This is a genomic window from Aurantimonas sp. A3-2-R12, from assembly GCF_036016755.1.
GTDB classification, from domain to species: Bacteria; Pseudomonadota; Alphaproteobacteria; order Rhizobiales; family Rhizobiaceae; genus Aurantimonas; species Aurantimonas coralicida_A.
Map to the genome: position 1 here is coordinate 37,039 of NZ_JAYXIH010000007.1, position 26,440 is coordinate 63,478.

Sequence of the window (26,440 nt, forward strand, 5' to 3'; positions counted from 1 at the left end):
CAGGCTCGCGCCTTCCCCGTCTCCTGAACGGCGGGCGCATGACAGCCTTATTCGAGACCTATCAGGAGGCACCGCGACAAGGGGGCGGCGCTTCGAGGCAACTCGCGAATGTGGACCTATTTCTCCGAATGGCTGGGCTTCGCCGTGCGCTGGCTGCACGTCGTCACCGCCATCGCCTGGGTCGGCTCGTCCTTCTATTTCATCGCGCTAGATCTCGGGCTGCGCAAGCCGCGTGAACTGCCCGAGGGCGTCGGCGGCGAAGCCTGGCAGGTGCATGGCGGCGGCTTTTATCATCTGCGGAAATACATGGTCGCGCCGCCGGCGATGCCGGAGGATCTGACCTGGTTCAAATGGGAGAGCTATTCCACCTGGCTGTCCGGTTTCGCGCTGCTTGTCCTGGTCTATTACGTCGGCGCCGATCTCTATCTGATCGATCCGGAAAAGGTCGATCTGCCGGTCTGGGGCGCGAGCGCGCTCGGCATTGGCGGGCTGGCGCTCGGCTGGCTGGTCTATGACCGGCTGTGCAAGTCGCCACTGAAGAAGAACGACACGGCCTTGCTCGCCGTCCTGTTCGTTTACGTGGTCGCGGCGAGTTTCCTGTTCTCGGAGGTTTTCTCGGGCCGTGGCGCGATGCTCCACACCGGCGCGATGATCGCCACGCTGATGACCGCCAACGTGTTCCTCATCATCATCCCGAACCAGACAATCGTTGTCGCCGACCTCAAGGCGGGCCGCACGCCCGAGCCACGGCTCGGCCAGGAGGCCAAGCAGCGCTCGCTGCACAACAATTACCTGACGTTGCCGGTTATCTTCCTGATGCTGTCGAACCACTATCCGCTGGCCTTCGCGACGGAGTGGAACTGGGCGATCGCCGGGTTGGTGCTTTTGATCGGCGCGGTCATCCGGCACTACTTCAACACGATGCACGCGACCGGTCGGCAGCTCTGGTGGTGCTGGGCGGTCGCCGGTCTGCTCTTCGCCGCAGTTATCACCCTGTCGGGTGCGCCGGGCTGGCGGGCCGAGGCGAAGTCCGGTGAGGGTGCGGAAGCGTCGCGCCGGTGGGACGGCGACCCGGCCGTCGCGCTGGCCGCCTCGCCGCATTTCGCCGAGGCGGAGGCGATCATCCTGTCGCGCTGCTCCATGTGCCACGCCAGCGAGCCGCTGTGGCCGGGGCTCGCGACGGCACCGAAGGATATCCGCCTGGAAACGGGAGACGACATCATCCATTACGCATCGCTGATCGAGCGTCAGGCCGTGCGCAGCCACGCCATGCCGCCCGGCAACGTCACTGGCCTCGAACCGGCCGAACGCGAGATCCTTGCCGCGTGGATCGCATCTGGCTCCGGCCGCTATGTCGCCGACGGCGGGCAACCGTGACACGCGTCGGCGGCAGTATCGCGATCCGGGGGCGGTTGCTCTGGTTCGACGCCGACCCGGCCGAGGAGGGCGAGGGGGCGGCGGTCCGTTACATCGCGGACGGGCTCGTCGTCGTCGACAAGGGCATCATCCGCCAAGTCGGCGAGGCGTCGGCGCTATTGCCCCGGCTGCGACCCGAAATGCCGGTCGTTGATCATCGCCCGCATCTGGTGATGCCGGGCTTCATCGATCCGCATCTGCACATGCCGCAGACCCAGGTGATCGCCTCCTACGGCACCGAGCTGATGGAATGGCTGGCCAAATACACCTTTCCCGAGGAGAGCCGCTACGGCGACCCGGCGGTGGCGGCCGAGGGCGCGCGGTTCCTCATCGACGAGCTTCTGGCGAGCGGCACGACGACGGCCGGCGTCTATTGCACCACCCATCCCGAAAGCGTCGAGGCGTTCTTCACCGAGGCGGCGTGGCGGAGCCTGCGCATGGTCGCCGGCAAGGTGATGATGGATCGCGGCGCGCCGCCGGCGTTGCTCGACACTGCCGAGTCCGGCTATCAGCAGTCCAAGTCGCTGATCCGCCAATGGCACGGCAAGGGCCGGCTCGACTACGCCATCACGCCGCGCTTCGCGCCGACCTCGAGCGCAGCGCAACTGGAAGCCTGCGAGGCGCTGGCGGTCGAGCATCCCGACCTCCACATCCAGACCCATCTGTCCGAGAACGCCGCCGAGATCGCCTTTGTCCGGGAGGCGTTCCCCTGGTCGAAGGACTATACGGAAGTCTACGAGCGCTTCGGCCTTGTCCGTCCCAGGGCGCTGTTCGGCCACTGCATCCATTTGTCGCAGCGCGAGCGCGAGGCGCTCGCCAAAAAGGGCGCAACGGCAGTGTTCTGTCCGACCTCGAACCTCTTCCTCGGCTCGGGGCTGTTCGATCTCGCCGCCGCGCGCGCCGCCGGCATCAAGGTGGGGCTCGCGACCGACATCGGCGGTGGCACCAGCTATTCGATGCTGCGGACGGCGGCCGAAGCCTACAAGGTGCTGGCGCTGCAGGGCCAGAAGCTGCCCGCCTTCGACGCCTTTCACATGCTGACCGCCGGCAATGCGGCGGCGATGGGGCTCGACAACCGGATCGGGCGTATCGCGCCGGGGCTCGAGGCCGACCTCGTCGTCCTCGACACCTGCGCGACCTCGGCCATGCGCCGGCGCATGGCGCGGGTCGAGACGTTGGAGGAAGAGCTGTTCGCGCTAATGATCCTCGGCGACGAACGCGCCACTGTCGCGACCTATGCGCACGGCCACCGCGTCTATGACCGCGGGGCGGCGGCTTCGAAGCCATTGCCGCCGCGTCCCGACCATGCGCCTGTGACGGGACCGGAGCAGGCCGGCGAAGCGGCGCAGTAGCAGGTCGCATCCGGTAAATATCGCCCACCCACCGCGACAAATGCGTGTTCGCGGCTATCTCCCCTGCAGACAAGGCGACGGCGCCAAATGGTGCTGGCCTGAAGCCGGCAAGCAAGGGAGAAGCGGATGCGACTGGTACGATACGGCGAGAGCGGCGCGGAAAAGCCGGGTCTGATCGACGACGAAAACGTTCTTCGCGATCTGTCGGAGGAGGTCGAGGACATTGCTGGCGAGACGCTCTCTCGGGCGGGGCTGGAGCGGCTGCGCGCGCTCAATCCCAAGGGCTTGGCCAAAGTGGACCCGTCGCATCGCATCGGTCCGCCGGTCGGCCGGGTTGGGAACTTCATCGCGGTGGGGCTCAACTATGCCGATCACGCCAAGGAGTCCGGGATGGACATTCCGGCGGAGCCGATCCTGTTCAACAAGGCGCCGTCCTCGATCGTCGGGCCGCATGACGATGTGATCGTCCCGAAGGGCTCGGACCGGCTCGACTGGGAGGGCGAGATCGCCATCGTGATCGGCGAGGAGGCGCTCTACGTGTCGGAAGAGCAGGCGATGGATCACGTCGCTGGCTTTTGTCTCTGCAACGACGTCTCGGAGCGCACCTTCCAGACGCAGCGCGGCGGACAGTGGATGAAGGGCAAGAGCGCCCCCAGCTTCGGCCCACTCGGCCCCTGGCTGGTCACGCCCGATGCGCTCGGCGACCCGCAGGCGGTCGATCTTTGGCTCGACGTCAATGGCGAGCGCATGCAGACCGGCTCGACCGCGACGATGATTTTCCCGATCACGACGCTGGTCTCCTACATCTCGCAATTCATGCGCCTGATGCCGGGCGACGTGATCATCACCGGAACCCCGCCCGGCGTCGGCATGGGAATGAAGCCGGAGCGCTATCTCAAGCCCGGCGACATCATCACGTTGGGCGGTCGGGGCTTGGGCGAGCAACGCCAGACGGTACAGGCCTTCGCGGGGTGAGCGTCGCCAAGGCCGGTTGGACTTTCATCGGGTTCGCCGGAACAACCTGCCCGTTTCGACCCTTAATCTGATCGAGCGGGTCATTTCGCGTTCCGTAACGGTAGCCGAGACTGGACATGGGACGAAGGTTTCCTATCCCTTAAGGTTCGGAGCTTTTCGCGCGGGAGCGTTGCCTCCGCGCATCGTCTTTCCTGACTGTTGAACCTGAAGGCCGTCCATGGACAAACCCGTTGCCGCCGCCCGTCAGCCGAAAAAAGCCCCGACAGCCAAGGCCGCGGAGAGCGAAGCTCGCCTCTTGGCGCTGGCCGAAAACCGCATCGTCATCGAGGGCGTCGCGCCGGAGATTGATGGCGGTCGCTTCGCGGTCAAGCGCGTCGAGGGCGAGAAGCTGGTCGTCTCCGCCGATGTATTTTCCGACGGGCACGACGAAATCGCCGCGGCGGTCGTCTACGGCTCGGCGGACGACGAGGCCTGGAGCGAGACGCCGCTGACATTCGTCGCGAACGACCGCTGGTCGGCGGACATCGTCTTCGAGGTTCCAGGCCCCTATCGCTTTTCGATTATCGCCTGGCGCGACCTCTATGCGACATGGCGCGACGAGGCGACGAAGAAGCGCGACGCGGGCAAACTGAGCGACCTGGAACTGACCGAAGCGCGTGAACTCGTCAAAAACGCGGCGACGTCAGGGCGTGGCTCCAAGGCCGATCAGAAAGCGGTGGCGAAGCTTCACGACAAGCTGGAAAAGCTCAGCGCCAAGGGCGACGCCGACGGCCAGTACGCGCTGATGCAGGCCGCCGACACGATCGCGCTGCTCGACGCCGCCGGCCACCGCACGCATCTGTCGCGCTATCCGATCGAGGTTCCGGTCTGGGTCGATCGCACCGCCGCGGCGTTTTCGGCCTGGTACGAACTGATGCCGCGCTCGCAGTCCGGTGACGCGAGCCGGCACGGCACCTTCGACGACGTTATCAAGCGTCTGCCCGACATTCAGGAGATGGGCTTCGACGTTCTGTATTTCCCGCCGATCCATCCGATCGGAAGCACCAACCGCAAGGGCAAGAACAATACGCTGATGCCGGGGCCTGACGATCCCGGCAGTCCTTATGCGATCGGCTCGGACGAGGGCGGCCACGATGCCATCCATCCCGAACTCGGCTCATTCGAGGATTTCGCGCGGCTGGTTGAGGCGGCCAAGCAGCATGGACTGGAAATCGCCATCGATTTCGCCATCCAGTGCTCGCCGGACCACCCCTGGATCAAACAGCACCCCGAATGGTTCGACTGGCGGCCGGACGGCACGATCAAATTCGCCGAGAACCCGCCGAAGAAATACGAGGATATCGTCAACGTCCATTTCTATCGCGGCGCGCTACCGTCGATCTGGTACGAATTGCGGGACATCGTCCTGTTCTGGCTCGACAAGGGCGTCAGGATCTTCCGCGTCGATAATCCCCACACCAAGCCGTTTCCGTTCTGGGAATGGATGATCGCGGAGGTCCGCAAGGTCGATCCCGGCGTGGTGTTCCTCGCCGAGGCCTTCACCCGGCCGAAGGTGATGAAGCGGCTCGGCAAGGTCGGCTACAACCAGTCCTATTCCTATTTCACCTGGCGCAACGCCAAGGCGGAGCTGACCGAGTATCTAACCGAGCTGACGCGGACGGAAGCGGCCGAATACATGCGGCCGAACTTCTTCGTGAATACGCCGGACATTAACCCGATCTATCTCCAGGTCAGCGGTCGGCCGGGGTTTCGCACCCGCCTCGCCCTCGCCGCGACGCTTGCCGGCAATTACGGCGTCTATTCGGGTTTCGAGCTCTGCGAGTTCCTGCCGGTTCCGGGCAAGGAAGAATATCTCAACTCCGAGAAATACGAGATTCGCGCCTTCGACTGGAAGGCCGAGGGTAATATTCGCGACGACATCGCCTTCTTCAACCGGCTGCGCCGCTCGGAAAAGGCGATGCAGGATTTCCGCAGCCTCGCCTTCTACAATTTCCACAACGACAACATCCTCTATTACGGCAAGCGGACGGCCGACCTTTCCTCCTTCCTGCTCTTCGCCGTCACCCTCGATCCGCATGCGCCGCAGGGCGGCCATTTCGAGGTGCCCTTATGGGAGTTCGGGCTGCCGGACGACGGGTCGGTGATGGTCGAGGACATGGTCACCGGTCAGAGTTTTGCCTGGAAGGGCAAGGTTCAGCACTGGTGGATGAACCCGCACGACCGGCCTTACGCCGTCTTCAAGATATCCCGCTGACACCCCAACGCCGGAAGCTGCGAGCAACATGAACGAGCAAGTCACCATCGCTCCGAACGAGCCGACCCCGGGCCCCGATCCCGAGGCCATGGACTGGTACAAGGATGCGATCATCTACCAACTCCACGTCAAGACCTTCGCCGATTCGAACGGCGATGGGATCGGAGACTTCGCCGGGCTTCTCGACCGGCTGGACTATGTCCAGGAGCTCGGGGTCACGGCCATCTGGCTGTTGCCGTTCTATCCCTCGCCGCTCCGCGACGACGGCTACGACATCGCCGACTATCGCTCGGTCAATCCGTCCTACGGCAATCTGGAAGACATCGAGCGATTGATCGAGGAAGCGCACAAGCGCGGCCTGCGGGTGATCACCGAGTTGGTCATCAACCACACCTCCGACCAGCATCCTTGGTTCAAGGCGGCGCGCAACTCGCCGAAGGGCTCGCCCGAGCGCGATTTCTACGTCTGGGCCGATGACGACAAGGGCTACGACCAGACCCGCATCATCTTCCTCGACACGGAGACGTCTAACTGGACCTTTGACCCGGTGGCGGGTCAATATTTCTGGCACCGCTTCTATTCGCACCAGCCGGATCTGAACTTCGACAATCCGAAGGTCATGGAGGAAGTGCTGTCGGTCATGCACTTCTGGCTGGATAAGGGCGTCGACGGTCTGCGGCTCGACGCGATTCCTTATCTGGTCGAGCGGGAAGGCACCAACAACGAGAACCTGCCCGAGACCCACGTCGTCCTGAAGGCCATCCGCACGGATCTCGACAAACACTATCCCGACCGGATGCTGTTGGCCGAGGCCAATCAGTGGCCGGAGGACACGCACCCCTATTTCGGCGACGGCGACGAATGCCACATGGCGTTCCATTTCCCACTGATGCCGCGCATGTACATGGCGCTGGCTCAGGAGGACCGGCACCCGATCACCGACATCATGCGGCAGACGCCGGAAATCCCGGAAAACTGCCAATGGGCGATCTTCCTGCGCAATCATGACGAGCTGACCCTGGAAATGGTCACCGAGGAAGAGCGGGACTATCTGTGGTCGACCTATGCCAGCGATACGCGGGCGCGGATCAATCTCGGTATTCGCCGGCGCTTGGCGCCGCTGATGGGCAACGACCGGCGAAAGGTGGAACTCCTCAACGCCCTGTTGATGTCGATGCCGGGCACGCCGACCATTTATTACGGCGACGAGATCGGGATGGGCGACAACTATTATCTAGGCGATCGCGACGGGGTGCGCACCCCGATGCAATGGTCCGCCGACCGCAATGGCGGCTTTTCCCGCGCCGACCCGCAACGGCTCTATCTGCCTGTGATCCAGGACCCGGTCTACGGCTATCAGGCGGTCAACGTCGAGGCGCAGTCCAACAACCCGTCCTCGCAGCTCAACTGGATGCGGCGCCTGATTCAAGTCCGACGTACCAAGGAGGCCTTCGGCCGCGGGGAGATAACCTTCCTTTATCCCTCCAATCGAAAAATCCTCGCCTATCTGCGCGAATATGGCGGCGAGCGCATCCTGTGCGTCGCCAATTTGTCGAGTTCGGCCCAGGCGGTGGAGTTGGACCTCTCCGACCACGCCGGCGCCACGCCGGTGGAAATGCTCGGTCTTTCGGTGTTTCCGACAGTGGGGCCGGGAAGCTACGTTCTGACGCTGCCGGCCTACGGTTTCTTCTGGTTCGATCTGGCCTCCTCGGGCCGCGAATCCACCGAACCGGCGCCGCTTCCGGCCTTCTCGACGATTGTCGCCGCCAACGACCTTCACGGCACGATCAACACGCGCAACCAGCAAGAGATGGAATCCGTTCTGCCGGAGTTCATCGCGGGGCAGCGCTGGTTCGCCGGCAAATCCGAGCGGCCGGGCAGGGTGCGGGTGGACGTGCTCGGTCCTCCGCCGATGGGTTCGCGGCGGCATCTCTTCACCGAACTGACCGTGACCACGGCCGAGGGCGAGCACCGTTATCTGCTGCCGCTCAGCGCCAGGTGGGGAGAAGACAATCTCCATCATCAGGCGCCGATGCTTCCCTACACCTTGATGAAGATCCGCCAGGGGCCGCGGATCGGCGCGGTCGTCGACGGGGCCCGCGATCCCGATCTGGCCAAACTCGTGGTGGCCATGATCGCCGACGGCAAGACGATCGATCTCGCCGGCGGCGCCTTCGAGATCGCGACATCGCAATCGGCGCGTGAGGTGCTGACGCGGGCGGCCGAGGTCGAGGCCGACGACATCCATGCGCTGAGCGGCGAGCAGTCGAACACCTCGTTGCAAATCGGCCAGGAGGCGATCCTGAAATTCTATCGTCGTTTGCGCGACGGCATCCAGCCGGAGCTGGAGGTCACGCGCTTCCTGACCGAGAAGACTAATTTCGAAGCAGCCCCCGCTCTGCTCGGCTCGATCGAACTGGTTCGCCAGGACGGCAGCCGGACGGCGGTCGCCGCCCTGTTCGAGCGAGTGTTGAATCAAGGCGACGCCTGGACGGTGGTTACCGATGCGCTGTCCCGATATCTGCGCGATAACGCCTATGGCCAGCAGCCGACCGGCGATGAAAGCGCAGACCTCGGAGCCCTCGGCGGCGAGCCGCAACTGGCCATCCAGATCGATTCAGGCGCGGTCATCGGCACGCGAACCGGCGAGATGCACGCCGCGTTGGCGACGAAGACCGGCGACGCCGCTTTCGATCCCGAGCCGATCGATGCGGCGGCGCTTGCCGAGATCGTCGCGGAAGCCAAGCGCGAGGTGAGCGATACGCTCGTTGCGCTGTCGCGCATGCGGCACGCGGCCGGTGATTTCGCGGCTGACGGGGTGGAGCGGTTGCTCGGCGCGGAAAAGGACATCCTGACCTGGTTTGACGGTTTTTCGCACCTGGCGGTATCGACGCATCGGACCCGTATCCACGGCGACTACCATCTCGGCCAGGTGCTGGTCGCCAAGAACGACGTGGTCATCCTCGACTTCGAGGGAGAGCCGGGTCGGCCGCTGGAGGAGCGGCGGCGCAAATCTTCGCCTTTGCGGGACGTCGCTGGCATGCTGCGATCCTTCGATTACGCCGCCTTCGCGGCCCGCGACAAGGCGGGGCCGGCGGACGACGCCACGGTAGAGCGTCTGCGCGAGATGGCGGAAAGCTGGCGCGATGAGGTGGCCGAGAGCTTCCTCGTCCATTGGAGTGCGGCCTCCGGCATCGCGCTGGACGATCCGGCCACGGCCCAACTGCTCGATCTCTTCGTGCTGCAAAAGGCTTTCTACGAACTTCGCTACGAGGCGGCGATGCGGCCGGCCTGGCTGTCGATCCCGCTGCGCGGGATCATCGCGCTCCTCGAGAAACGACAGGTTTTGAAATGAACAAGACAGCACAAAAGAGCGGTGGAGCGGCCATGGTCGACCACCGCCCGAATGAGCACGAAGCGCATGAGATCGGTCGCGGTGTGCATGGCGACCCCTTTGCCGTGCTCGGGTCGCGGCCGGTCCAAGGTGGCTCCATTGTGCGGNAAGCGCATGAGATCGGTCGCGGTGTGCATGGCGACCCCTTTGCCGTGCTCGGGTCGCGGCCGGTCCAAGGTGGCTCCATTGTGCGGGTCTTTCGGCCCGGCGCCGAAGCGGCGGCCGTCGTCGATGGCAAGGGCAAGGTCCTTGGCGAGCTCGAACGCTTCGGTCCCGCAGGGTTTCATTCCGGTTTCGTCCCAGGCCTCAAGCCCGGCGACGTCTATCGGCTGCAATACGCCCATGGCGGCGACCATTGGCAGGAGGAGGACGTCTATCGCTTCGGAACCATTTTGGGCGAACAGGACGTCTATCTTCTCAACGAAGGCAATCACTACCGGCTTTACGAAAAGCTCGGCGCCCATCCCACCACGATGGGCGGCGTCGAGGGTACGGCCTTTGCCGTGCTTGCGCCGAGCGCGCGCCGGGTGTCGGTGGTCGGCAATTTCAATTCCTGGGACGGCCGCCGTCACGTCATGCGCAAGCGCCACGAATGTGGCGTCTGGGAGCTGTTCGTTCCCGCCGTCGGAAGGGGTGAGGTCTACAAATACGAACTGACCGGGCCAGACGGCAATATCATGCCGCTAAAGGCCGATCCCGTCGGTTTCCTGCAAGAAGCGGCACCGTCGACGGCCTCCGTCGTGGAAGGGCTGGTCGAGCACGACTGGCAGGACGGCGAATTCCAGAAGCATGGCGCCGACTGGCAGGATCGCGAAAAGCCCATCTCGATCTACGAGGTGCATCTGGGCTCATGGCGACGGGGCGACGACAACAGCTTCCTCACCTACGACGCTCTGGCCGAGGAACTCGTGTCCTATGTCAAGGACATGGGATTTACCCATGTGGAGTTCCTGCCGGTCTCCGAGCATCCGTTCTATGGCTCCTGGGGTTACCAGCCGATCGGCCTTTACGCTCCCACGTCCCGCTACGGCTCGCCCGAGGCCTTCGCCCGCCTCGTCGACGCGCTGCATCAGGCCGAGATCGGTGTGCTGCTCGACTGGGTACCGGGGCATTTCCCGACCGATATTCACGGCCTCGGCCAGTTCGACGGGACGGCGCTCTACGAACACCCCGATCCGCGCCGCGGCTTCCACAAGGACTGGGACACGCTGATCTACAATTACGGACGGCCGGAGATCGACAACTATCTGGTCGCCAACGGGCTCTACTGGCTCGACCGTTTCCACATCGACGGGCTGCGTGTCGATGCCGTCGCCTCGATGCTTTATCTCGACTATTCGCGCGAGCATGGCGAGTGGGAGCCCAACATTCAAGGCGGGCGCGAGAACCTCGAGGCGATGGCGTTCCTGAAGGACACAAACGAGCGCGTCGGCGAGTATTATCCGAAGGCGACCACCCATGCCGAGGAGTCGACCGCCTTCCCCGATGTCTCCAAGCCGACCTTCGCCGGCGGCCTCGGTTTCCACTTCAAATGGAACATGGGGTGGATGCACGACACGCTCGAATTCATGTCGAAGGAGCCGGTGCATCGGCGCTATCACCATCACCAGATGACCTTCGGCATGGTCTACGCCTATTCGGAGAATTTCATCCTGCCGCTCAGCCACGACGAAGTGGTCTACGGAAAGGGCTCCTTACTCGGCAAGATGCCCGGCGACCAATGGCAGAAATTCGCCAATCTCAGAGCCTATTTCGGCTTCATGTGGACGCATCCGGGCAAGAAACTCATCTTCATGGGGGGTGAGTTTGGCCAGGCCGGGGAGTGGAACCACGACCGCTCGCTTGACTGGCATCTCCTCGAAAGTCCCGAGCACAAGGGCGTGCAACGCCTCGTACGCGATCTTAACACCATGTACCGGGAGATCCCCGCGCTCCACCAGCTCGACTGCGAGCCCGCCGGTTTCGAGTGGGTCGACACATCGAATGTCGAGCAGAGCGTCATCGCCTTCCTGCGCAAAGATCGAGACGACAAGCCGGTGCTCGTCGTCTCCAACTTCACGCCGATGCCACGACACGACTACCGGATTGGCGTTCCGTCAGGCGGCAAGTGGGTGGAGCGGCTGAACACCGACGCCGAGATCTACGGCGGTTCGAATGTCGGTAATCTCGGCGGCAAGGAAGCCGAGGAACACTCGGTCCATGGCCGGCCCTATTCGGTGTCGCTGACCCTGCCGCCTCTGGCGACGATCGTGCTCGTCCAGGAAGGCTGACGCTGTTGGCAAGGCAGTCTTAGACCTCGGACGGGGGTGACCTTCCGTCCGGACTGCCCTGCACATGGCGGAGCGTGGTGAGAGGCGAACCATGCGGGGCGACCACGACGCTGAACGAGCCGTCTGTCTCCAGCACGACGGCCCGTACATTGGCGAGGTCGGCGGTCCCTTGCGAACGGATCGCCGCCAGGACCTCCTGCTCGGTGACCCGCTCCTTCGAGAGCATGGCCGATAGAAAACGGCCGTCGAAGAACAGCAGTGTCGGCTCCGCCTTGACGAGGTTTTGAACCGGCTTCCATCGCAGCGACGTCCATGCGACTGCGTATTGCAGGCTGCAAAGCAGGACGAAGGCGAAAAGGCCCTCAGACAGCGAGGTGTCCTTGTTCAAAATCACCGACGCCAGGATCGAGCCCAACGCCACAGTGACGACAAGGTCGAAGGCGTTCATCTTCGACAGCGTGCGCTTGCCGGTGGTTCGCAGGAGCAAAACCAGCCCGGCGTAAGCGAGAATTCCGGTCACCAGGATTTGCCACAAGTCGTACCAGCTATCGAATATCAAGAGCCACTCCGATCGATTATTTTAAAGGCGGCGCCAAACGCGCTCTCAGCGCTCGGCTGACATGATCAAGCCAGTCCTTGGGGGCGACGCAGATCCAGCGTCATCGGGAACGTCGGGTTCGGTGCCTCGGCGGCCGGCTCGAAGCTGCCGGGCGTATGGCCGATGTCCTCGAACCGCGCGAGCCGGCGCGCCTCGGCCTCGTAGGAATTGACCGGGAAGACGTCGTAGTTGAGCCCGCCCGGATGCGCGACGTGGTAGATGCACCCGCCTAAGGAGCGCTTCGACCAGCGATCGTAGATGTCGAAGGTCAGCGGTGCGTCGACGGGGATCGTCGGGTGGAGGCCCGAGGCCGGCTGCCACGCCTTGAATCGCACGCCTGCGACGGCGTTTTTGCCGCTGCCCGTTGCGGTCATCGGCACTTCGCGGCCGTTGCAGGTTACCATGTGCCGGGCCGGATCGAAATTCGTCATCTTGACCTGCAGCCGCTCCACCGAGGAGTCGACGAAGCGGACCGTTCCGCCGATCGCGCCGGTCTCGCCCATGACGTGCCACGGTTCCAGCGCCTGACGCAGTTCGAGCGTGACGCCGCCGCGTTCGATCTTGCCGCAGAACGGAAAGCGGAACTCGGCCTGCGCCTCGAACCATTCGGGCCGCATTGGATAGCCAGCGTCGCCGAGATCGGCGAGGACGTCCAGAAAGTCCTGCCAGACGAATTCCGGCAGCATGAAGCGATCGTGCAGCGTGGTGCCCCAGCGCACGAACTTGCCTGTCTGAGGAGACTTCCAGAATTTGGCGATCAACGCCCGGATCAGCAGTTGCTGGGCAAGGCTCATGCGGGCTTCTGGCGGCATCTCGAAGCCGCGAAACTCGACGAGCCCGAGGCGGCCGGTCGGACCATCCGGCGAAAACAGCTTGTCGATACAGATCTCGGCGCGGTGGGTGTTGCCGGTGACGTCGATCAACAGGTTGCGAAACAGCCGGTCGGTCATCCACGGCGGCACCAGTGATGACTCGGCCGGGATCTGCGCCATGGCGATTTCGAGCTCGTAGAGCTGGTCGTGCCTGGCCTCGTCGATGCGCGGCGCCTGGCTGGTCGGTCCGATGAACAGGCCGGAGAACAGATAGGACAGGGACGGGTGGCGCTGCCAATAGAGGACCAGCGACTTCAACAGGTCGGGCCGGCGCAGGAATGGCGAATCCAGCGGCGTCGCGCCGCCGACGACCACATGGTTGCCGCCGCCCGTACCGGCGTGCTTGCCGTCGATCATGAACTTGTTGGTGCCGAGGCGCGACAGCCGCGCTTCCTCGTACACCGCCGTGGTGATGTCGACGCTGTCCCGCCATGAGGCCGACGGGTGGACATTCACCTCGATAACGCCAGGGTCCGGCGCGACCCGAATGACGTTGAGGCGGGGATCTTCAGGCGGCGGGTAACCCTCGATCTGCAGTGGCAGGCCTTCGGCTTCGGCCACGTCCTCGACCGCGCCGAGAAGGTCGAGATAGGATTCGACCGTCTCGAGCGGCGGCATGAACACGCAGAGCTTGCCGTCGCGGGGTTCGATCGCCAACGCGGTGCGCACGGAGCCTTCGATCTCGGTCGGCGACGGGTCGGGCGTGCCGGCACCGGCTGACGGGCGACCGGTGGGAGACGTATCGTTGGCGGTGACGGGATCCGCCAGCGTCCGGCGCTCGCCGCCACTGCCGCGCCGGGACTGCATTTCGACACGCCCGTATTGGGTGCGGTTCTGCGGCGGCAGCGGCGGGAAGGGCTGCATCGGGTCGGCCGGATGGGTGTAGGGATAATCCTCGTCTTCCAGATGCGGGATGGCCCCGAGCGGCAGGCGGTAGCCCAGGGCGCTGTCGCCGGGTGCGAGGAACAGATGCCCGCGCCGAGTCGTCCAGCGTTCGGACTGCCAGCGGATATTGCCCCTTGCCTGCCAGGCCTGGACCGGCAACACGTAGCCGGCCGGCTGCGACAGGCCGCGATCGAACACCTTGGCGAGACGCGCGCGCTCCTCGCGGTCTTCCAGCTTGGAATCGGTCGGTTCGACGTTTTCGGGAAGCTGGGCCTCGCGGGCCAACCAATAGGCCGAATCCTCGAAGGCCGGGGCGGCATAATCCGGATCGATGCCGAGAACTTCGGCGACCTTGCGCGAGAGGCGTTCGGCCTCCTTGGGGCCGACCGGCTGCGCGTCGGTCTCGCGGGCGACGAGGTCGACGTTTTTCCAGATCGGCACGCCGTCCTTGCGCCAATAGAGCGAGAAGGTCCATCGCGGCAGGGTCTCGCCGGGATACCACTTGCCCTGGCCGTAATGGAGGAACCCGCCGGGGGCAAAACGGTCGCGCAGGCGCCGGATCAGGTCGTCGGCGAGGCCGCGCTTCATCGGCCCCGTCGCGTCGGCATTCCACTCGGGCGATTCGAAATCATCGATAGAAACGAAGGTCGGCTCGCCGCCCATGGTCAGCCGGACGTCGCCGGCGACGAGATCGGCATCGACCCGCTCACCCAGCGCGTTGAGAGCCTGCCAACTCTCCTCGGAAAACGGATGGGAGACGCGCGGCCGCTCGGCGATGCGCTCGACCGTCATTTCGAAGTCGAATTCGACCTCGGCGAAACTGACGGCGCCGGTGATCGGTGCGGCCGAGCGAAAATGCGGGGTCGCGGCGAGCGGAACGTGGCTTTCGCCGGTCATCAGTCCGGATGTCGGGTCGAGCCCGATCCAGCCGGCGCCCGGCAGATACACCTCCGCCCAGGCGTGCAGATCGGTGAAATCGACGTCCGTGCCGGTGGGTCCGTCGAGCGCCACCGTGTCGGGCTTCAACTGGATGAGGTAGCCGGAGACGAACCTGGCCGCGAAGCCGAGATGGCGCATGATCTGCACCAGCAGCCAGGAGGTGTCCCGGCAGGAGCCGGAGCCGCGTTCGAGAGTCTCCTCGGGCGTCTGGACGCCCGGCTCCATCCGTACCAGATAGTCGATCTTTTGTTCGAGCGAGCGGTTGAGCCCGACCAGGAAATCGACCGTGTGGGTCTCGCTGCGGTCGAGTTCTTCCAGATACCGGGCCAGCAGCGGCTCGGCGGGCTCGGCGTCGAGATAAGCGGCCAGATCGGTTTTCAGCGGCTCTTCATAAGCGAACGGCCACGCCTCGGCGGCCTCCTCGACGAAGAAGTTGAAGGGGTTGTAGACGGTCATGTCGGCGACGAGGTCGACCTCGATGCGAAATTCCGTCGCCGGCTCGGGGAACACGAACCGCGCCAGATAGTTGCCGAAGGGGTCCTGCTGCCAGTTGACGAAGTGCGGCTCGGGCAGGACCTTCAGCGAATAGGAAGGGACCTTCGTCCGCGAATGGGGCGCGGGCCGCAACCGCACAACCTGCGGACCGAGGCGCACGGGCCGGTCATAGCGGTAATGGGTGACGTGGTGAAGGGCTGCGAGGATCGACATCGGGGCTTTCGTTGGACCGGTTCCGGCGGGACGGCCATTGGACAATAGGGCTTTGGCGCCGCCCGGCAAACCGCCCGACCCGGCCAAAGAGACGGGAAGGGATATTGATCGCCTTCGTGCCGCCGGAACCACCGGGTCTTCGCGTATCCATGGGCGCGGCGCGGCTGGCGCAAGAAGCATTTTAGGATCTGACATCATGAAGCTGTTTTCCTGCCCGTCCTGCTCCCAAGTGGTGTTCTTCGAGAACGTCGTCTGCGAACGCTGCAACCACGCGCTCGGCTACGAGCCACGCTCGAACCGGATGCTCGCTCTGGAACCTGCCGATGGACTGTGGGTGGAGGCGGGGCGCCATTCGCAGGGACGGCGCTGGAAATATTGCCAGAACCATCAATACGGGGTCTGCAACTGGCTGATCGCCGCGGACAGCGGAGACGGGCTTTGCGCCGCCTGTCGGCACAATGTCACCGTGCCCGACCTTGCCGACGCCGAGAACATCTCGCTTTGGCGCCGCATGGAGGGCGCCAAGCACCGGATGATCTATACCGCGATGCGGCTCGGCCTGCCGCTGCAAACCCGCGACGAGCATCCCGAGGGGCTTGGCTTCGAATTCCTCTCCAGCGATACCGCGACCGGCGAGGCGGTGATGACCGGCCACGACGATGGTTTGATCACCATTGCCTTGGCCGAGGCCGACGACGCCGAGCGGGAGAATCGGCGCACCGCCATGGGCGAGCCCTATCGCACGCTGCTCGGCCACTTCCGGCACGAGGTCGGTCACTGGTACTGGGACCGCCTGGTGCGCGACGGTGGCGCGCTGGAGGCCTGCCGCGTGGTCTTCGGAAACGATGAACAGGATTACAGCGACGCGCTGCAGGCGCATTACGCCAACGGGCCGAGGCCCGACTGGCAGAATTTCTTCGTCTCATCCTATGCCGGCTCGCACGCCTGGGAGGATTTCGCCGAGACCTGGGCGCATTATTTCCACATCGTCGATACGCTCGAGACCGGCAATAGTTGGGGTGTGACGGTCGATCCGCGGGTCGACGGCCAAGGTCTTCTGACGACGACGATCGATTTCGACGTCTTTGCTCATGAAATCACGATCCAGGACGTCGCGGATGCCTGGCTGGCGCTCTCCGCGGCGCTGAATTCCTTCAATCGCTCGATGGGTCATTCCGACCTTTATCCGTTCGTCCTCAACGAGGTCGTCATTGGCAAGCTGGGCTTCATCCACGATCTGGTTCACGGTCGCATTGGACACGGCAAGCAGACGTGGCGGGCGGAATGACGCGACACCCCTCTTGTGGCGATCGCGCGGCCCCGAGGCTCCGGTTTGGCCAGCCATAGAAAAAATAGACGGCGCCTGAGGGTGGAACGAACCGTTGCCGCTCCAATTAGCCTTATGGGACGGGTGATTGAAGCGGGTGCGCGCGACGGCCGATGAGTTGACGCGCGCCGCTGACTTTTTTCCCGCTAATTCTTCATCGACCCTCAGATCGCGGCCCGCGTGTCGGATCCGTGCGGTCCGAGACTCGAAACGAGACAGGTAGCAGGCCCGTGGACATGGCAAGCAGCGACAGATCTTCCTTCGAAACCTCCTGGGGTACTGCCCGGCACGGTGATCAGACCGAGTTCCGGCTATGGGCTCCCAGCGCGCAATCGATCGAGCTGGCCGCCGCGACGGGAGACGGTTCGCTCGAATTTCTCGCCATGGACAAGGACGCTGACGGCTGGTGGCGCATCACCACGGATTGCGTCGCGGTGGGTGGCGGCTATGGTTTTCGCGTGAATGGCGACAATGTGGTGCCGGACCCGGCGGCGCGGGCGCAGGCCGGCGACGTTCACGCACTGTCGAAGCTGGTCGATCCCGCCGACTTCGTGTGGAAATCGGTCGATTGGGCCGGTCGGCCGTGGCGGGAAGCGGTGTTCTACGAACTCCACACCGGCACGTTCACGCCCGAGGGCACATTCGAAGCGATCATCGACAAGCTCGACTACCTGCGCGAGGTCGGGGTGACCGCGATCGAACTCTTGCCCGTCGCCCAGTTCGGTGGCCGGCGGGGCTGGGGCTACGACGGGGTGCTGCTCTATTGTCCGCACGAGGCGTATGGCGGGGTAGATGGCTTGAAGCGGCTCGTCGACGCCGCGCATGCGCGCGGGCTGATGGTCTTCCTCGATGTCGTCTACAATCACTTCGGCCCGGATGGGAACTATATCAGCTCTTACGCCCCCGAGTTCTTCCACGAGGAGATTCATACGCCTTGGGGGGCTGCGATCGCCTATGACGAGGCGCCGGTGCGGGCCTTCATGATCGAAAATGCGCTCTACTGGATGGAGGAATATCGCATCGACGGGCTTCGCCTCGACGCGATCGACTCAATCGAGGACACGACGGAGACGCCGTTGGTAGAGGAACTGGCGACGCGGGTACGGGCGGTGTTCCCGGACCGGCACGTCCATCTCACCAGCGAGGACGACCGCAACATCACCTGGCATATCGAACGCGGGGCATCGGGCGAGCCCAAGCTCATCTCCGGCGAGTGGAACGACGATTTTCATCATTGCGCTCATGTGCTCGCCACCCATGAAGAGGAGAGCTACTACGCCGATTATGTGCGCCACAGTGTCGAGCAGATGGCCAAGTGTCTCGCTACCGGCTTCGTGTACCAGGGTCAGCATTCGCAAACGCGGGACCGTAAGGTGGGTCAGCCGTCCGACCATCTGCCGCCGACGGCCTTCGTCAATTTCCTGCAGAACCACGACCAGATCGGCAATCGCGCCTTCGGCGATCGGCTGACGGATCTCGCGTCGCGCCGGGTCAACGAATGCCTCCAGGCCATCCTGCTGTTGTCGCCGCAGATCCCTCTGATGTTCATGGGCGAGGAATATGGCGACACCCATCCATTCAGCTTTTTTACGGATTTCGACGGCGAACTCGGTGATGTCGTGCGGGAAGGCCGCCGTAGCGAGTTCAAGAAGTTCGGCGCGTTTCGGGACGAGGAAGCGCGCAAGCTGATCCCCGATCCGAACGCCGAGACGACTTTCCGCGATTCCCGGCTGGATTGGTCGATGATGTCGCGGCCGACGTATGCCCGCCGTCTCGCCATGACGAAGGTGCTGCTGGCCAAGCGCCGGCAAAACATTGTCCCGCTTCTCGAAGCCATTCCGCCCCATTGCGGCAGCTATCACGTCTCGGATAATTCCAAGGCGTTCGTCGTTGCCTGGGTGCTGAAGGGCGGCGCGGTCCTGCATCTCTTCGCCAATCTGGATGACGAGCCCTGGGCGATCCCCGACGATGTCATGAAGGGCGACCTGACCTGCGGGACGCTGGTCCACGCCCACCCGAAGGGCGCCGACGCGGATCTGAAAACCGGCATCTTGCCCGGACCGTCAGTGGTTTTCCGGCTTGAAGAGCAGCGCCTGATTGTCGGGCCAGCCCAGTGAGCGAGCAACTCGACAGGCTGGCAGCGAGCCACGGCATCCAACTCGCCTATATCTCGGAACTCGGAGAGCGCCAGGTCATATCCGACGAAGCCAAGCGGGCGCTGCTCGCCATTCTGAGCGTCGATCCCGATCATGGCAAGGCCGGCGACTTCGACGAAGCGCAGGATGCGCCGACGCGGCGCTGCGCGTTGCCCGAGGCGATCGCGGCAAATCGCGCCTGGGGCGTCGCGTGCCAGCTTTACAGCCTTCGCTCGCATCGCAATCTCGGCATGGGCGATTTCGAGGATCTGGCCGATCTGGCGCAAGTAGCCGCCGCCGAAGGGGCGGCCTTCATCGGCGTCAATCCGCTGCATGCGCTGTTCATGGCCGATCCTGGCCGCTACAGCCCCTATTCGCCGTCCAGCCGCCGCTTCCTCAATCCGCTCTACATCGCCGTCGACCAACTGGCGGGCGGGCCGGAGGCGATCGCGCGGCTGAGGGATGCCGAGCCAAGTCTTTTCGCGGGTCTCGATGGGACGCTTGTCGACTATCCGGCGGCGGGAAAGGTGAAGCGCGGGCTTTTAAAGCAGATCTTCGCCGATCGGATCGACGCCATCCGCGAGGATCAGGCGTTCGAGCGTTTTTGCGCCGGCGGTGACGAGGCCCTCGCGGGCTTTGCTCTGTTCGAGGCGATCTCCGAGTTGCAGGTCGACGCTGGAGCCTATGTGGGCTGGCACTCCTGGCCGAAACCCCTGCAGTCACGGGACAGTCCGCAGGTCGCCCGCTTCGCCGAGGACCATGCCGACCTCGTCCTGTTCCACTGCTGGCTGCAATACGTCGCAGAGGAGCAATTGGCCGAGGCTCAGGCGCGCGCGCTCGCCGCAGGGATGCCCATCGGCCTCTATCTCGATCTCGCCGTGGGCGTTGCGCCCGACGGGGCGGAGACCTGGGCCGATCCTTCCCTCACGGTCGGCGCGGCGCGGGTCGGCTCGCCGCCGGACATGTTCAACAGCCAGGGACAGGATTGGGGGCTGGCGCCGCTGTCGCCCAAAGCCCTCGCCGAACGCGGCTATCAGCCACTGCGCGATTCCTTCGAGGCGCTGACCCGCAACGCCGGGGCGATCCGGATCGACCATGTGATGGGGCTCGCGCGGTTGTGGTGGATTCCCGAGGGCATTCCCTCCTCGGGCGGCGGCTATGTCCGCTATCCGCTCGGCGCGATGGTCGACGCGGTCGCGGCGGCGTCCGAGGCGAACGCCTGCCTGGTCATTGGCGAGGACCTCGGCACCGTGCCGCCGGGCTTCCGGCACAAGATGGAAGCGGCGCGAATCCTGTCCTACCGGGTGCTGTATTTCGAGCGCCACCGCGAGACCGAATTCCTGCCGCCGAGCGCCTATCCGAAGCTCGCGCTCGCCTGCGTCTCAACCCATGATCTCGCCACCCTCGCAGGATGGTGGCAGGGTGCCGACATCGCGTTGCGGGCCGAGATGGGCACCCAGGACGCCGCCGCGACCGAGCGCGACCGCGACAGCCGCCGTCATGATCGCCGTGCGCTGGCGGTGGCATTGGCGGAGGAGGGGATCCTCCCCGACGATTTGCGCCCAGCGGTGGCCGGGACGGACGACCTGCCGGCGGAATTGCCCGCCGAGTTGGCCGTCGCGATCCACCGCTTCGTCGCCCGCACGCCATCCGTGCTAGTGACGGTGCAACTCGACGACATGGTCGGAGCCGAGCGCCAGCCGAATCTTCCCGGCACGACCGACCAATATCCGAACTGGCGTATCCGGTCGGATGTCCCGATCGAAGACCTGCCAGGGAACGAGCGTTTCCGTGCGCTTTCCGCCGCCATGCGTGAAGAAAGACCCATCGCCTCATGAGCCGCCCTCTCGTTGCCACCTACCGCCTGCAGTTTCGCGAGGGCACGACGTTCGAGACGGCCGGGAAGCTCGCGCCCTACATGGCGCAGCTCGGCGTCAGCCATCTCTATGCCTCGCCGATCTTCGCGGCTTCTCCCGGTTCGACGCACGGCTACGACGTCACGGATTACAACGCCTTCGAGGACGATCTCGGCGGGCTGAGCGGATTCACCGCCATGAGCGATGCCCTGGTCGCTTCGGATCTCGCGCTGATCGTCGACTTCGTTCCCAACCACATGGGGGTTTCGCCGAAGAATTATTGGTGGGAAGACGTTTTGCGCTGGGGCGCCGAAAGCCGCTACGCCCAGACCTTCGATATTTCCTGGGAAGCGGAAAAGATTCTCGTTCCGGTGCTTGGCAAGCCCTATGGCGAGGCGCTGGCCGAGGGCGATCTGTCGGTTGAGCTCGACACGGAGAACGCTCAGTTGCGCTTCGATGCCTCCGGCTATGGACTGCCGATCGATCCCAGAACCTACGGCCATGTCTTCGGCTTGATGGATCATCCGGAAAAGGACCGGATGGTGCGGCGATTTTCGGTCTCGACTCCGGCCGAGGCGGAGGAACTGGCGGAACGCTTTTCGGAACATCTGACCGAGAAGGGGTTCAGCAAGGCCCTCAAGCACGCGCTCGAGACGATCAATAGCGACCGGCACGCGCTACACGAGCTGCACGAAGCGCAAACCTGGCGGCTCGCCTGGTGGCGGACGGCCCGCGAAAAGCTCACCTATCGGCGGTTCTTCGAGATCGCCGACCTGATCGGTGTCCGGCAGGAATCGCGGCGTGTCTTCCGCGAATCCCATCAACTGGTCATCCGGCTCGCCCGCGAGCGCCGGCTGGACGGAATCCGGATCGATCACGTCGATGGTCTGGCCGACCCGAAGGGCTACCTAGAACAACTGAAGCAGGCGTTCCACTCGGTTCGCCGTTCGCCGACGATCCACGTCGAGAAAATCCTGACCGGCCCCGAACGGTTGCGCCGATCCTGGGAGATCGAGGGGACCACCGGCTACGAGTTCATCACGGCCCTGTCCGGCCTCTACGTTGATGCCGGGCAGGAAGAGGCGATGACGGCGGCCTATCACGATTTCCTCGGCGAGGACGAGGATTTGCGGGGCATGATCACCCGGCAGAAACGCTCGATCTTCCAGCGCAACCTCGCCGGCGAACTGTCGCACCTGACCGGTCTCGCCCTGGCGGTGGCGGGCAGGGGCCTCGCCACCCGCGACCTCGGCCAGGACACCATAGCGCGGGCCATCGTCGAGGTTGCGACGGCGTTGCCGGTCTATCGCACCTATGTCTCTGTGGACGGCGTGCCGCGGCGCGATATCGCGATCATCGACGATGCCGTCGATCTCGCCATGACCTGGCGCGAGGTCGAAGCCGACGAGCCGATCCAGTTCATCGGCCGCCTGCTCAAGCTGGATTTCGAGGACGGCGCCGATGTCGCCGCTTCGCTGGACTTCACCCGGCGGTTCCAGCAGACCACCGGCGCGGTCATGGCCAAGGCCGTCGAGGATACCGCATTCTACCGCTATAACCGGCTCATCGCCCTCAACGAGGTGGGCGGCGAACCGGATCACTACGGCGCCGACCTGGATGCGTTCCACACGGCAATGCAAATCCGGGTAGAGGACCAGCCCGAGGGCCTGCTCGCCACCTCGACCCACGACACCAAGCGCGGCGAGGATGCCCGCGCCCGCCTCTACACCCTGTCCGAGGCGCCGGAGCACTGGCGCGATCTCATCACGGAATTCGCCGAACGGATGGCGCCGTGGCGCAAGGACATCGACGGTGGTGTCGAGGCCCCGGAACCCGCCACCGAATGGGGGCTCTACCAATCGCTGCTCGGCGTATTGCCGGCCGATTTCGACCCCACCGACGGGGCGCAGAGGGAGGCGATCGCCGGTCGTCTGGCGGCCTATGCTGAAAAGGCCGTGCGCGAGGCCAAGCGCTGGACCAGTTGGACCTCTCCCGCCGAGCCCTACGAGCGCGCGCTGCGCGGCTTCGTCGAGGCGGCGCTCGATCCGAAAAAATCGGGCTCGTTCCTGACCGACTTCTGGGCTGCGGCGCAGCCCTTCGTCGCCGCCGGAGCGCTGACGTCGCTGTCGCAGACGGTGATCAAGCTCGCCGCCCCCGGCGTTCCCGACATCTACCAGGGCACGGAATTCTACGATTTCTCCCTGGTCGATCCGGACAACAGGCGTGACGTCGATTTCGCCGCGCGCAGCGAGGCGATCGCTGGCGATGTGGCGTTCGAGGAGGCTCTGGCCGATTGGCGCTCGGGCCGCATCAAGGCGATGCTGACGGCCGCGGGGCTGGCGATGCGGGGCCGGACGCCGGCGCTGTTCACCGCCGGCAGCTATGTGCCGCTCGCGGTCGAGGGCGACATGGCGCGGCACGTCGTCGCCTTTGTGCGGACGGACGAGACCGGCGGCGCGGCGATCGCGGTGGCGCCGCGGCTTTGCCTGACGCTTCTCGATGGGCGCGAGGCCATCGACGTTCAGGCCGAGCGCTGGGGCGACACCCGGATCAGCCTGCCGGAGGAACTGGCGGCTCGATCCTGGCGCAACATCCTCACCGGCGAGACCGTCGAAGCGTCCGGCGAACTTGCGCTTGCCGCGATTTTGGCCAAGCTGCCCTTCGCACTTCTCGAGGTGAGCTGACGAAACGGGGTGTGCCGCCAGCCTCAATGGACGCATTTTCCGCGGGCGGAGATCGAGATCTGAGCGGGAGGAAGCCATGACCATCCGGACCGTCGTGTGGAACGAATTCATCCACGAACGGGAGAACCCGGTCGTCAAGGAGATCTATCCGGACGGAATCCACGGCACGATCGCCGCATTCCTGTCGACCGATCAGGACTTCGCGGTCTCGACCGCGACGCTCGACGAGCCGGAACATGGTCTGCCGCAAGCGCGCCTCGACGAGACCGACGTGCTCGTCTGGTGGGGGCACAAGGCGCATGGGCAGGTTTCGGACGAGATCGCGGACCGTGTCGCAGCCCGCGTCCATGAGGGCATGGGCCTGATCGTCCTCCATTCGGGTCATTTCGCCAAGGTATTCAAGCGGCTGATGGGCACGCCCTGTTCGCTGCGCTGGCGCGAGGCGGGCGAACGGGAGCGGCTGTGGGCGGTGAACCGCTCACACCCGATCGTGCAAGGGGTGGGTCCTGCGATCGAACTGCCGAACGCGGAGATGTATGGCGAGCCGTTTCTGGTGCCCGAGCCGATGGAGACCGTGTTCATCTCCTGGTTCGAGGGCGGCGAAGTGTTCCGGTCCGGCCTGACCTACCAGCGCGGGGCGGGAAAGATCTTCTATTTCCGCCCCGGCCACGAGACCTATCCGGTCTACCACAACGCGGAGATCCAGACGGTCGTCAAGAATGCCGTGCGCTGGGCCTATAATCCGGTGCCCGCCTGGAAGGATGTCGCGGCGGCGCCGAACGTGCCGGCCGACAAGGCGCCGGAGCCACTCGAGGTCAAGGGCCCGAGGCTGCACAAGGCCGGGGAGGCCGGATACCGATGAGCGGCGGAGGAGACGGCGAGACCGGGGCCGCCGCCGGCGAAAAGCGCATCATGATCCTCGGCACCGGTGGCATCTCGCATCGCCATGCCGAACATTTCCTGTCGATTCCCGGTTGCCGGATTGTGGCGGCCTGCGACACCAATGGCGAACGGGCCCGCGCCTTCGCCGACATGCACGGCATCCCCAAATCCTTCAACAGTCTTGGCGACGCGCTCCAATGGGGTGAGTTCGATGCCGTGGTGAACTCGACGCCCGATAACGTCCACAAGCCGACGACGATGGAGATTCTGGCGGCGGGCAAGGCGGTCTTTTGCGAAAAGCCGCTGGCCGTCAACGCCGACGACGCCTTCGAGATGGCCGAGGCAGCCGAGCGGGCGGGGCTGATCAACATGGTCAACCTCACCTACCGCAACGCCCACGGGATTCAGATGGCGCGGCGGATGATCGAAGCGGGCGAAATCGGCACGGTCCGCCACGTCGAGGCGAGTTATCTGCAGAGCTGGCTGACCGGCCAGCATTGGGGCGACTGGCGCATCGACGAGCGATGGCTGTGGCGCTTGTCGACGGTGCACGGCTCCAAGGGCGTGCTCGGCGATATCGGCATTCACATCCTCGACTTCGCCACCTATGGCACCGGCCTCGACATCGTCGCGCTGCAGGCCCGGCTGAAGACCTTCGACAAGGCTGAGGGCGGGGCCATCGGCGCCTACAAGCTCGATGCCAACGATTCCTGCGCGATGACGGTGGAGTTTTCGAACGGCGCGCTCGGCGTCGTCCATATGAGCCGCTACGCCACCGGTCGGGCCAATGACCTCGACCTGACCATCCACGGCGACAAGGGCGCCCTCAAGATCTGGGCGAACCAGACCGATTCGATGCTGCGGGTCTGTCTCGGATCGGATATCGAGACCCAGACCTGGAAGCCGCTCGAATGCCCGCCGACGCCGCGCAACGCCGACCGGTTCGTCATCGCGCTCTTGTCGGGGGTCAATGGCGAGCCGGATTTCCGCCATGCCGCCGAGGTCCAGAAGCTGCTCGATCTCTGTTTCGTGTCGGACGCGGAGCGACGGATGCTGCCAGTCGGCTGACGGGCAGCGGGGCGGTGGATTGTCAGCCGCCCCGGACCGAACTCAATCCATATACTGGCCGCCATTGGCCGACAGCGTCGAGCCGGTGATGAAGCCGGCGTCGTCGGAGGCGAGGAACACCACGCAGCGGGCGATTTCGTCCGCCTCGCCCAGCCGTCCGACCGGGATCTGCGGCAGGATGTGCTTTTGCATGACGTCGTCGGAGATCGTCGCCATCATGTCGGTGTTGATGTAGCCGGGACAGATCGCGTTGACCGTGATGCCCTTCTTGGCGCCTTCCAGCGCCAGTGCCTTGGTGAAACCGAGGTCGCCGGCCTTGGCGGCGGAGTAGTTGGCCTGGCCGGCCTGGCCCTTCTGGCCGTTGATCGACGAAATGTTGATGATCCGGCCGAAATTGCGCTCGCGCATCCCTTCCCAGACCGGGCGGGTCATGTTGAACAGGCCGGACAGATTGGTGCCGATGACCGCCTGCCAGTGCTCCGGCGTCATCTTGTGGAACATGGCGTCCTTGGTGATGCCGGCATTGTTGACCAGGATCTCGACCGGGCCGTGTTCGGCCTCGACCTTGGCGATCCCCTCAGAGCACGCCTCGAAGGACGACACGTCCCATTTATAGACCGGGATGCCGGTGTCGTCCTTGAAGGCGTTCGCCTTCTCGTCATTACCGGCATAGGTGGCGACCACCGTATGACCGGCCGCCTTCAACGCCTTGGAGATCGCCGCGCCGATGCCGCGCGAGCCTCCCGTCACGATGGCTACTTTGCCCATGTGTTTCCTCCCGTTGCGTGTTTATGCCGGCATCAAACGGGCGGACCTCCATCCGCC

15 protein-coding genes are annotated in these 26,440 nt (G+C 64.7%); 12 read left to right on the plus strand and 3 right to left on the minus strand.

Annotation, left to right across the window (positions count from 1 at the left end; genetic code table 11):
- The first annotated feature begins 108 nt into the window (after positions 1 to 108).
- The 6 genes from VSX60_RS05640 (at position 109) to glgB (ending at position 11,661) form a co-directional block, all read left to right on the plus strand.
- On the plus strand, positions 109 to 1,377 hold the full coding sequence (locus tag VSX60_RS05640) for a urate hydroxylase PuuD (protein ID WP_327623172.1): 1,269 nt from the start codon (positions 109 to 111) through the stop codon (positions 1,375 to 1,377).
- Positions 1,374 to 2,768: a guanine deaminase gene (gene guaD, locus VSX60_RS05645; RefSeq protein WP_327623173.1), complete on the plus strand. Its 1,395-nt coding sequence runs from the start codon at positions 1,374 to 1,376 to the stop codon at positions 2,766 to 2,768. The genes VSX60_RS05640 and guaD overlap by 4 nt, the downstream gene beginning before the upstream one ends.
- A gap of 126 nt (positions 2,769 to 2,894) precedes the next feature.
- On the plus strand, positions 2,895 to 3,743 hold the full coding sequence (locus VSX60_RS05650; RefSeq protein ID WP_327623174.1) for a fumarylacetoacetate hydrolase family protein: 849 nt from the start codon (positions 2,895 to 2,897) through the stop codon (positions 3,741 to 3,743).
- 217 nt (positions 3,744 to 3,960) lie between these two features.
- Positions 3,961 to 5,997 (plus strand): alpha-1,4-glucan--maltose-1-phosphate maltosyltransferase, encoded by a 2,037-nt coding sequence (locus tag VSX60_RS05655; RefSeq protein ID WP_327623175.1) that lies wholly within the window; start codon positions 3,961 to 3,963, stop codon positions 5,995 to 5,997.
- A 28-nt stretch (positions 5,998 to 6,025) separates the two neighbouring features.
- Positions 6,026 to 9,352, plus strand: a complete 3,327-nt coding sequence (treS, locus tag VSX60_RS05660) for a maltose alpha-D-glucosyltransferase (RefSeq protein ID WP_327623176.1) — start codon at positions 6,026 to 6,028, stop codon at positions 9,350 to 9,352.
- Between the two features lie 137 nt (positions 9,353 to 9,489).
- The gene (gene glgB, locus VSX60_RS05665; protein WP_442873058.1) at positions 9,490 to 11,661 is read left to right on the plus strand and encodes a 1,4-alpha-glucan branching protein GlgB; all 2,172 of its coding nucleotides are present in this window, start codon (positions 9,490 to 9,492) and stop codon (positions 11,659 to 11,661) included.
- A 19-nt stretch (positions 11,662 to 11,680) separates the two neighbouring features.
- Here the strand turns inward: glgB and VSX60_RS05670 are convergent, their stop codons facing one another.
- A complete protein-coding gene (locus VSX60_RS05670; protein ID WP_327623178.1) occupies positions 11,681 to 12,220 on the minus strand; it encodes a DUF421 domain-containing protein in 540 nt (179 codons plus the stop codon).
- Between the two features lie 65 nt (positions 12,221 to 12,285).
- The gene (locus tag VSX60_RS05675; protein WP_327623179.1) at positions 12,286 to 15,663 is read right to left on the minus strand and encodes a transglutaminase family protein; all 3,378 of its coding nucleotides are present in this window, start codon (positions 15,661 to 15,663) and stop codon (positions 12,286 to 12,288) included.
- A gap of 196 nt (positions 15,664 to 15,859) precedes the next feature.
- Between VSX60_RS05675 and VSX60_RS05680 the strand changes: the two genes are divergently transcribed.
- From VSX60_RS05680 to VSX60_RS05705, 6 genes are all read left to right on the plus strand, one after another.
- On the plus strand, positions 15,860 to 16,951 hold the full coding sequence (locus VSX60_RS05680; protein ID WP_327623180.1) for a zinc-binding metallopeptidase family protein: 1,092 nt from the start codon (positions 15,860 to 15,862) through the stop codon (positions 16,949 to 16,951).
- Positions 16,952 to 17,226: 275 nt separating this feature from the next.
- Positions 17,227 to 19,107, plus strand: coding sequence for a malto-oligosyltrehalose trehalohydrolase (gene treZ / locus VSX60_RS05685; RefSeq protein WP_327623181.1), 1,881 nt, complete (start codon positions 17,227 to 17,229; stop codon positions 19,105 to 19,107).
- The gene (malQ, locus tag VSX60_RS05690) at positions 19,104 to 20,963 is read left to right on the plus strand and encodes a 4-alpha-glucanotransferase (protein ID WP_327623182.1); all 1,860 of its coding nucleotides are present in this window, start codon (positions 19,104 to 19,106) and stop codon (positions 20,961 to 20,963) included. The genes treZ and malQ overlap by 4 nt, the downstream gene beginning before the upstream one ends.
- A complete protein-coding gene (gene treY / locus VSX60_RS05695; RefSeq protein WP_327623183.1) occupies positions 20,960 to 23,665 on the plus strand; it encodes a malto-oligosyltrehalose synthase in 2,706 nt (901 codons plus the stop codon). The genes malQ and treY overlap by 4 nt, the downstream gene beginning before the upstream one ends.
- Positions 23,666 to 23,741: 76 nt before the next feature.
- Positions 23,742 to 24,527 (plus strand): ThuA domain-containing protein, encoded by a 786-nt coding sequence (locus VSX60_RS05700; RefSeq protein WP_327623184.1) that lies wholly within the window; start codon positions 23,742 to 23,744, stop codon positions 24,525 to 24,527.
- Positions 24,524 to 25,615 carry a Gfo/Idh/MocA family protein gene (locus tag VSX60_RS05705; RefSeq protein WP_327623185.1) on the plus strand — a complete coding sequence of 364 codons (1,092 nt, stop codon included), beginning with the start codon at positions 24,524 to 24,526 and terminating at the stop codon, positions 25,613 to 25,615. Before VSX60_RS05700 ends, VSX60_RS05705 begins: the two co-directional genes overlap by 4 nt.
- A 42-nt stretch (positions 25,616 to 25,657) precedes the next feature.
- On the opposite strand, the gene phbB is transcribed toward VSX60_RS05705, so the two are convergent.
- Entirely contained in the window at positions 25,658 to 26,383 is a 726-nt protein-coding gene (gene phbB / locus VSX60_RS05710) for an acetoacetyl-CoA reductase (protein ID WP_327623186.1), read from the minus strand.
- Positions 26,384 to 26,440 lie beyond the last annotated feature (57 nt).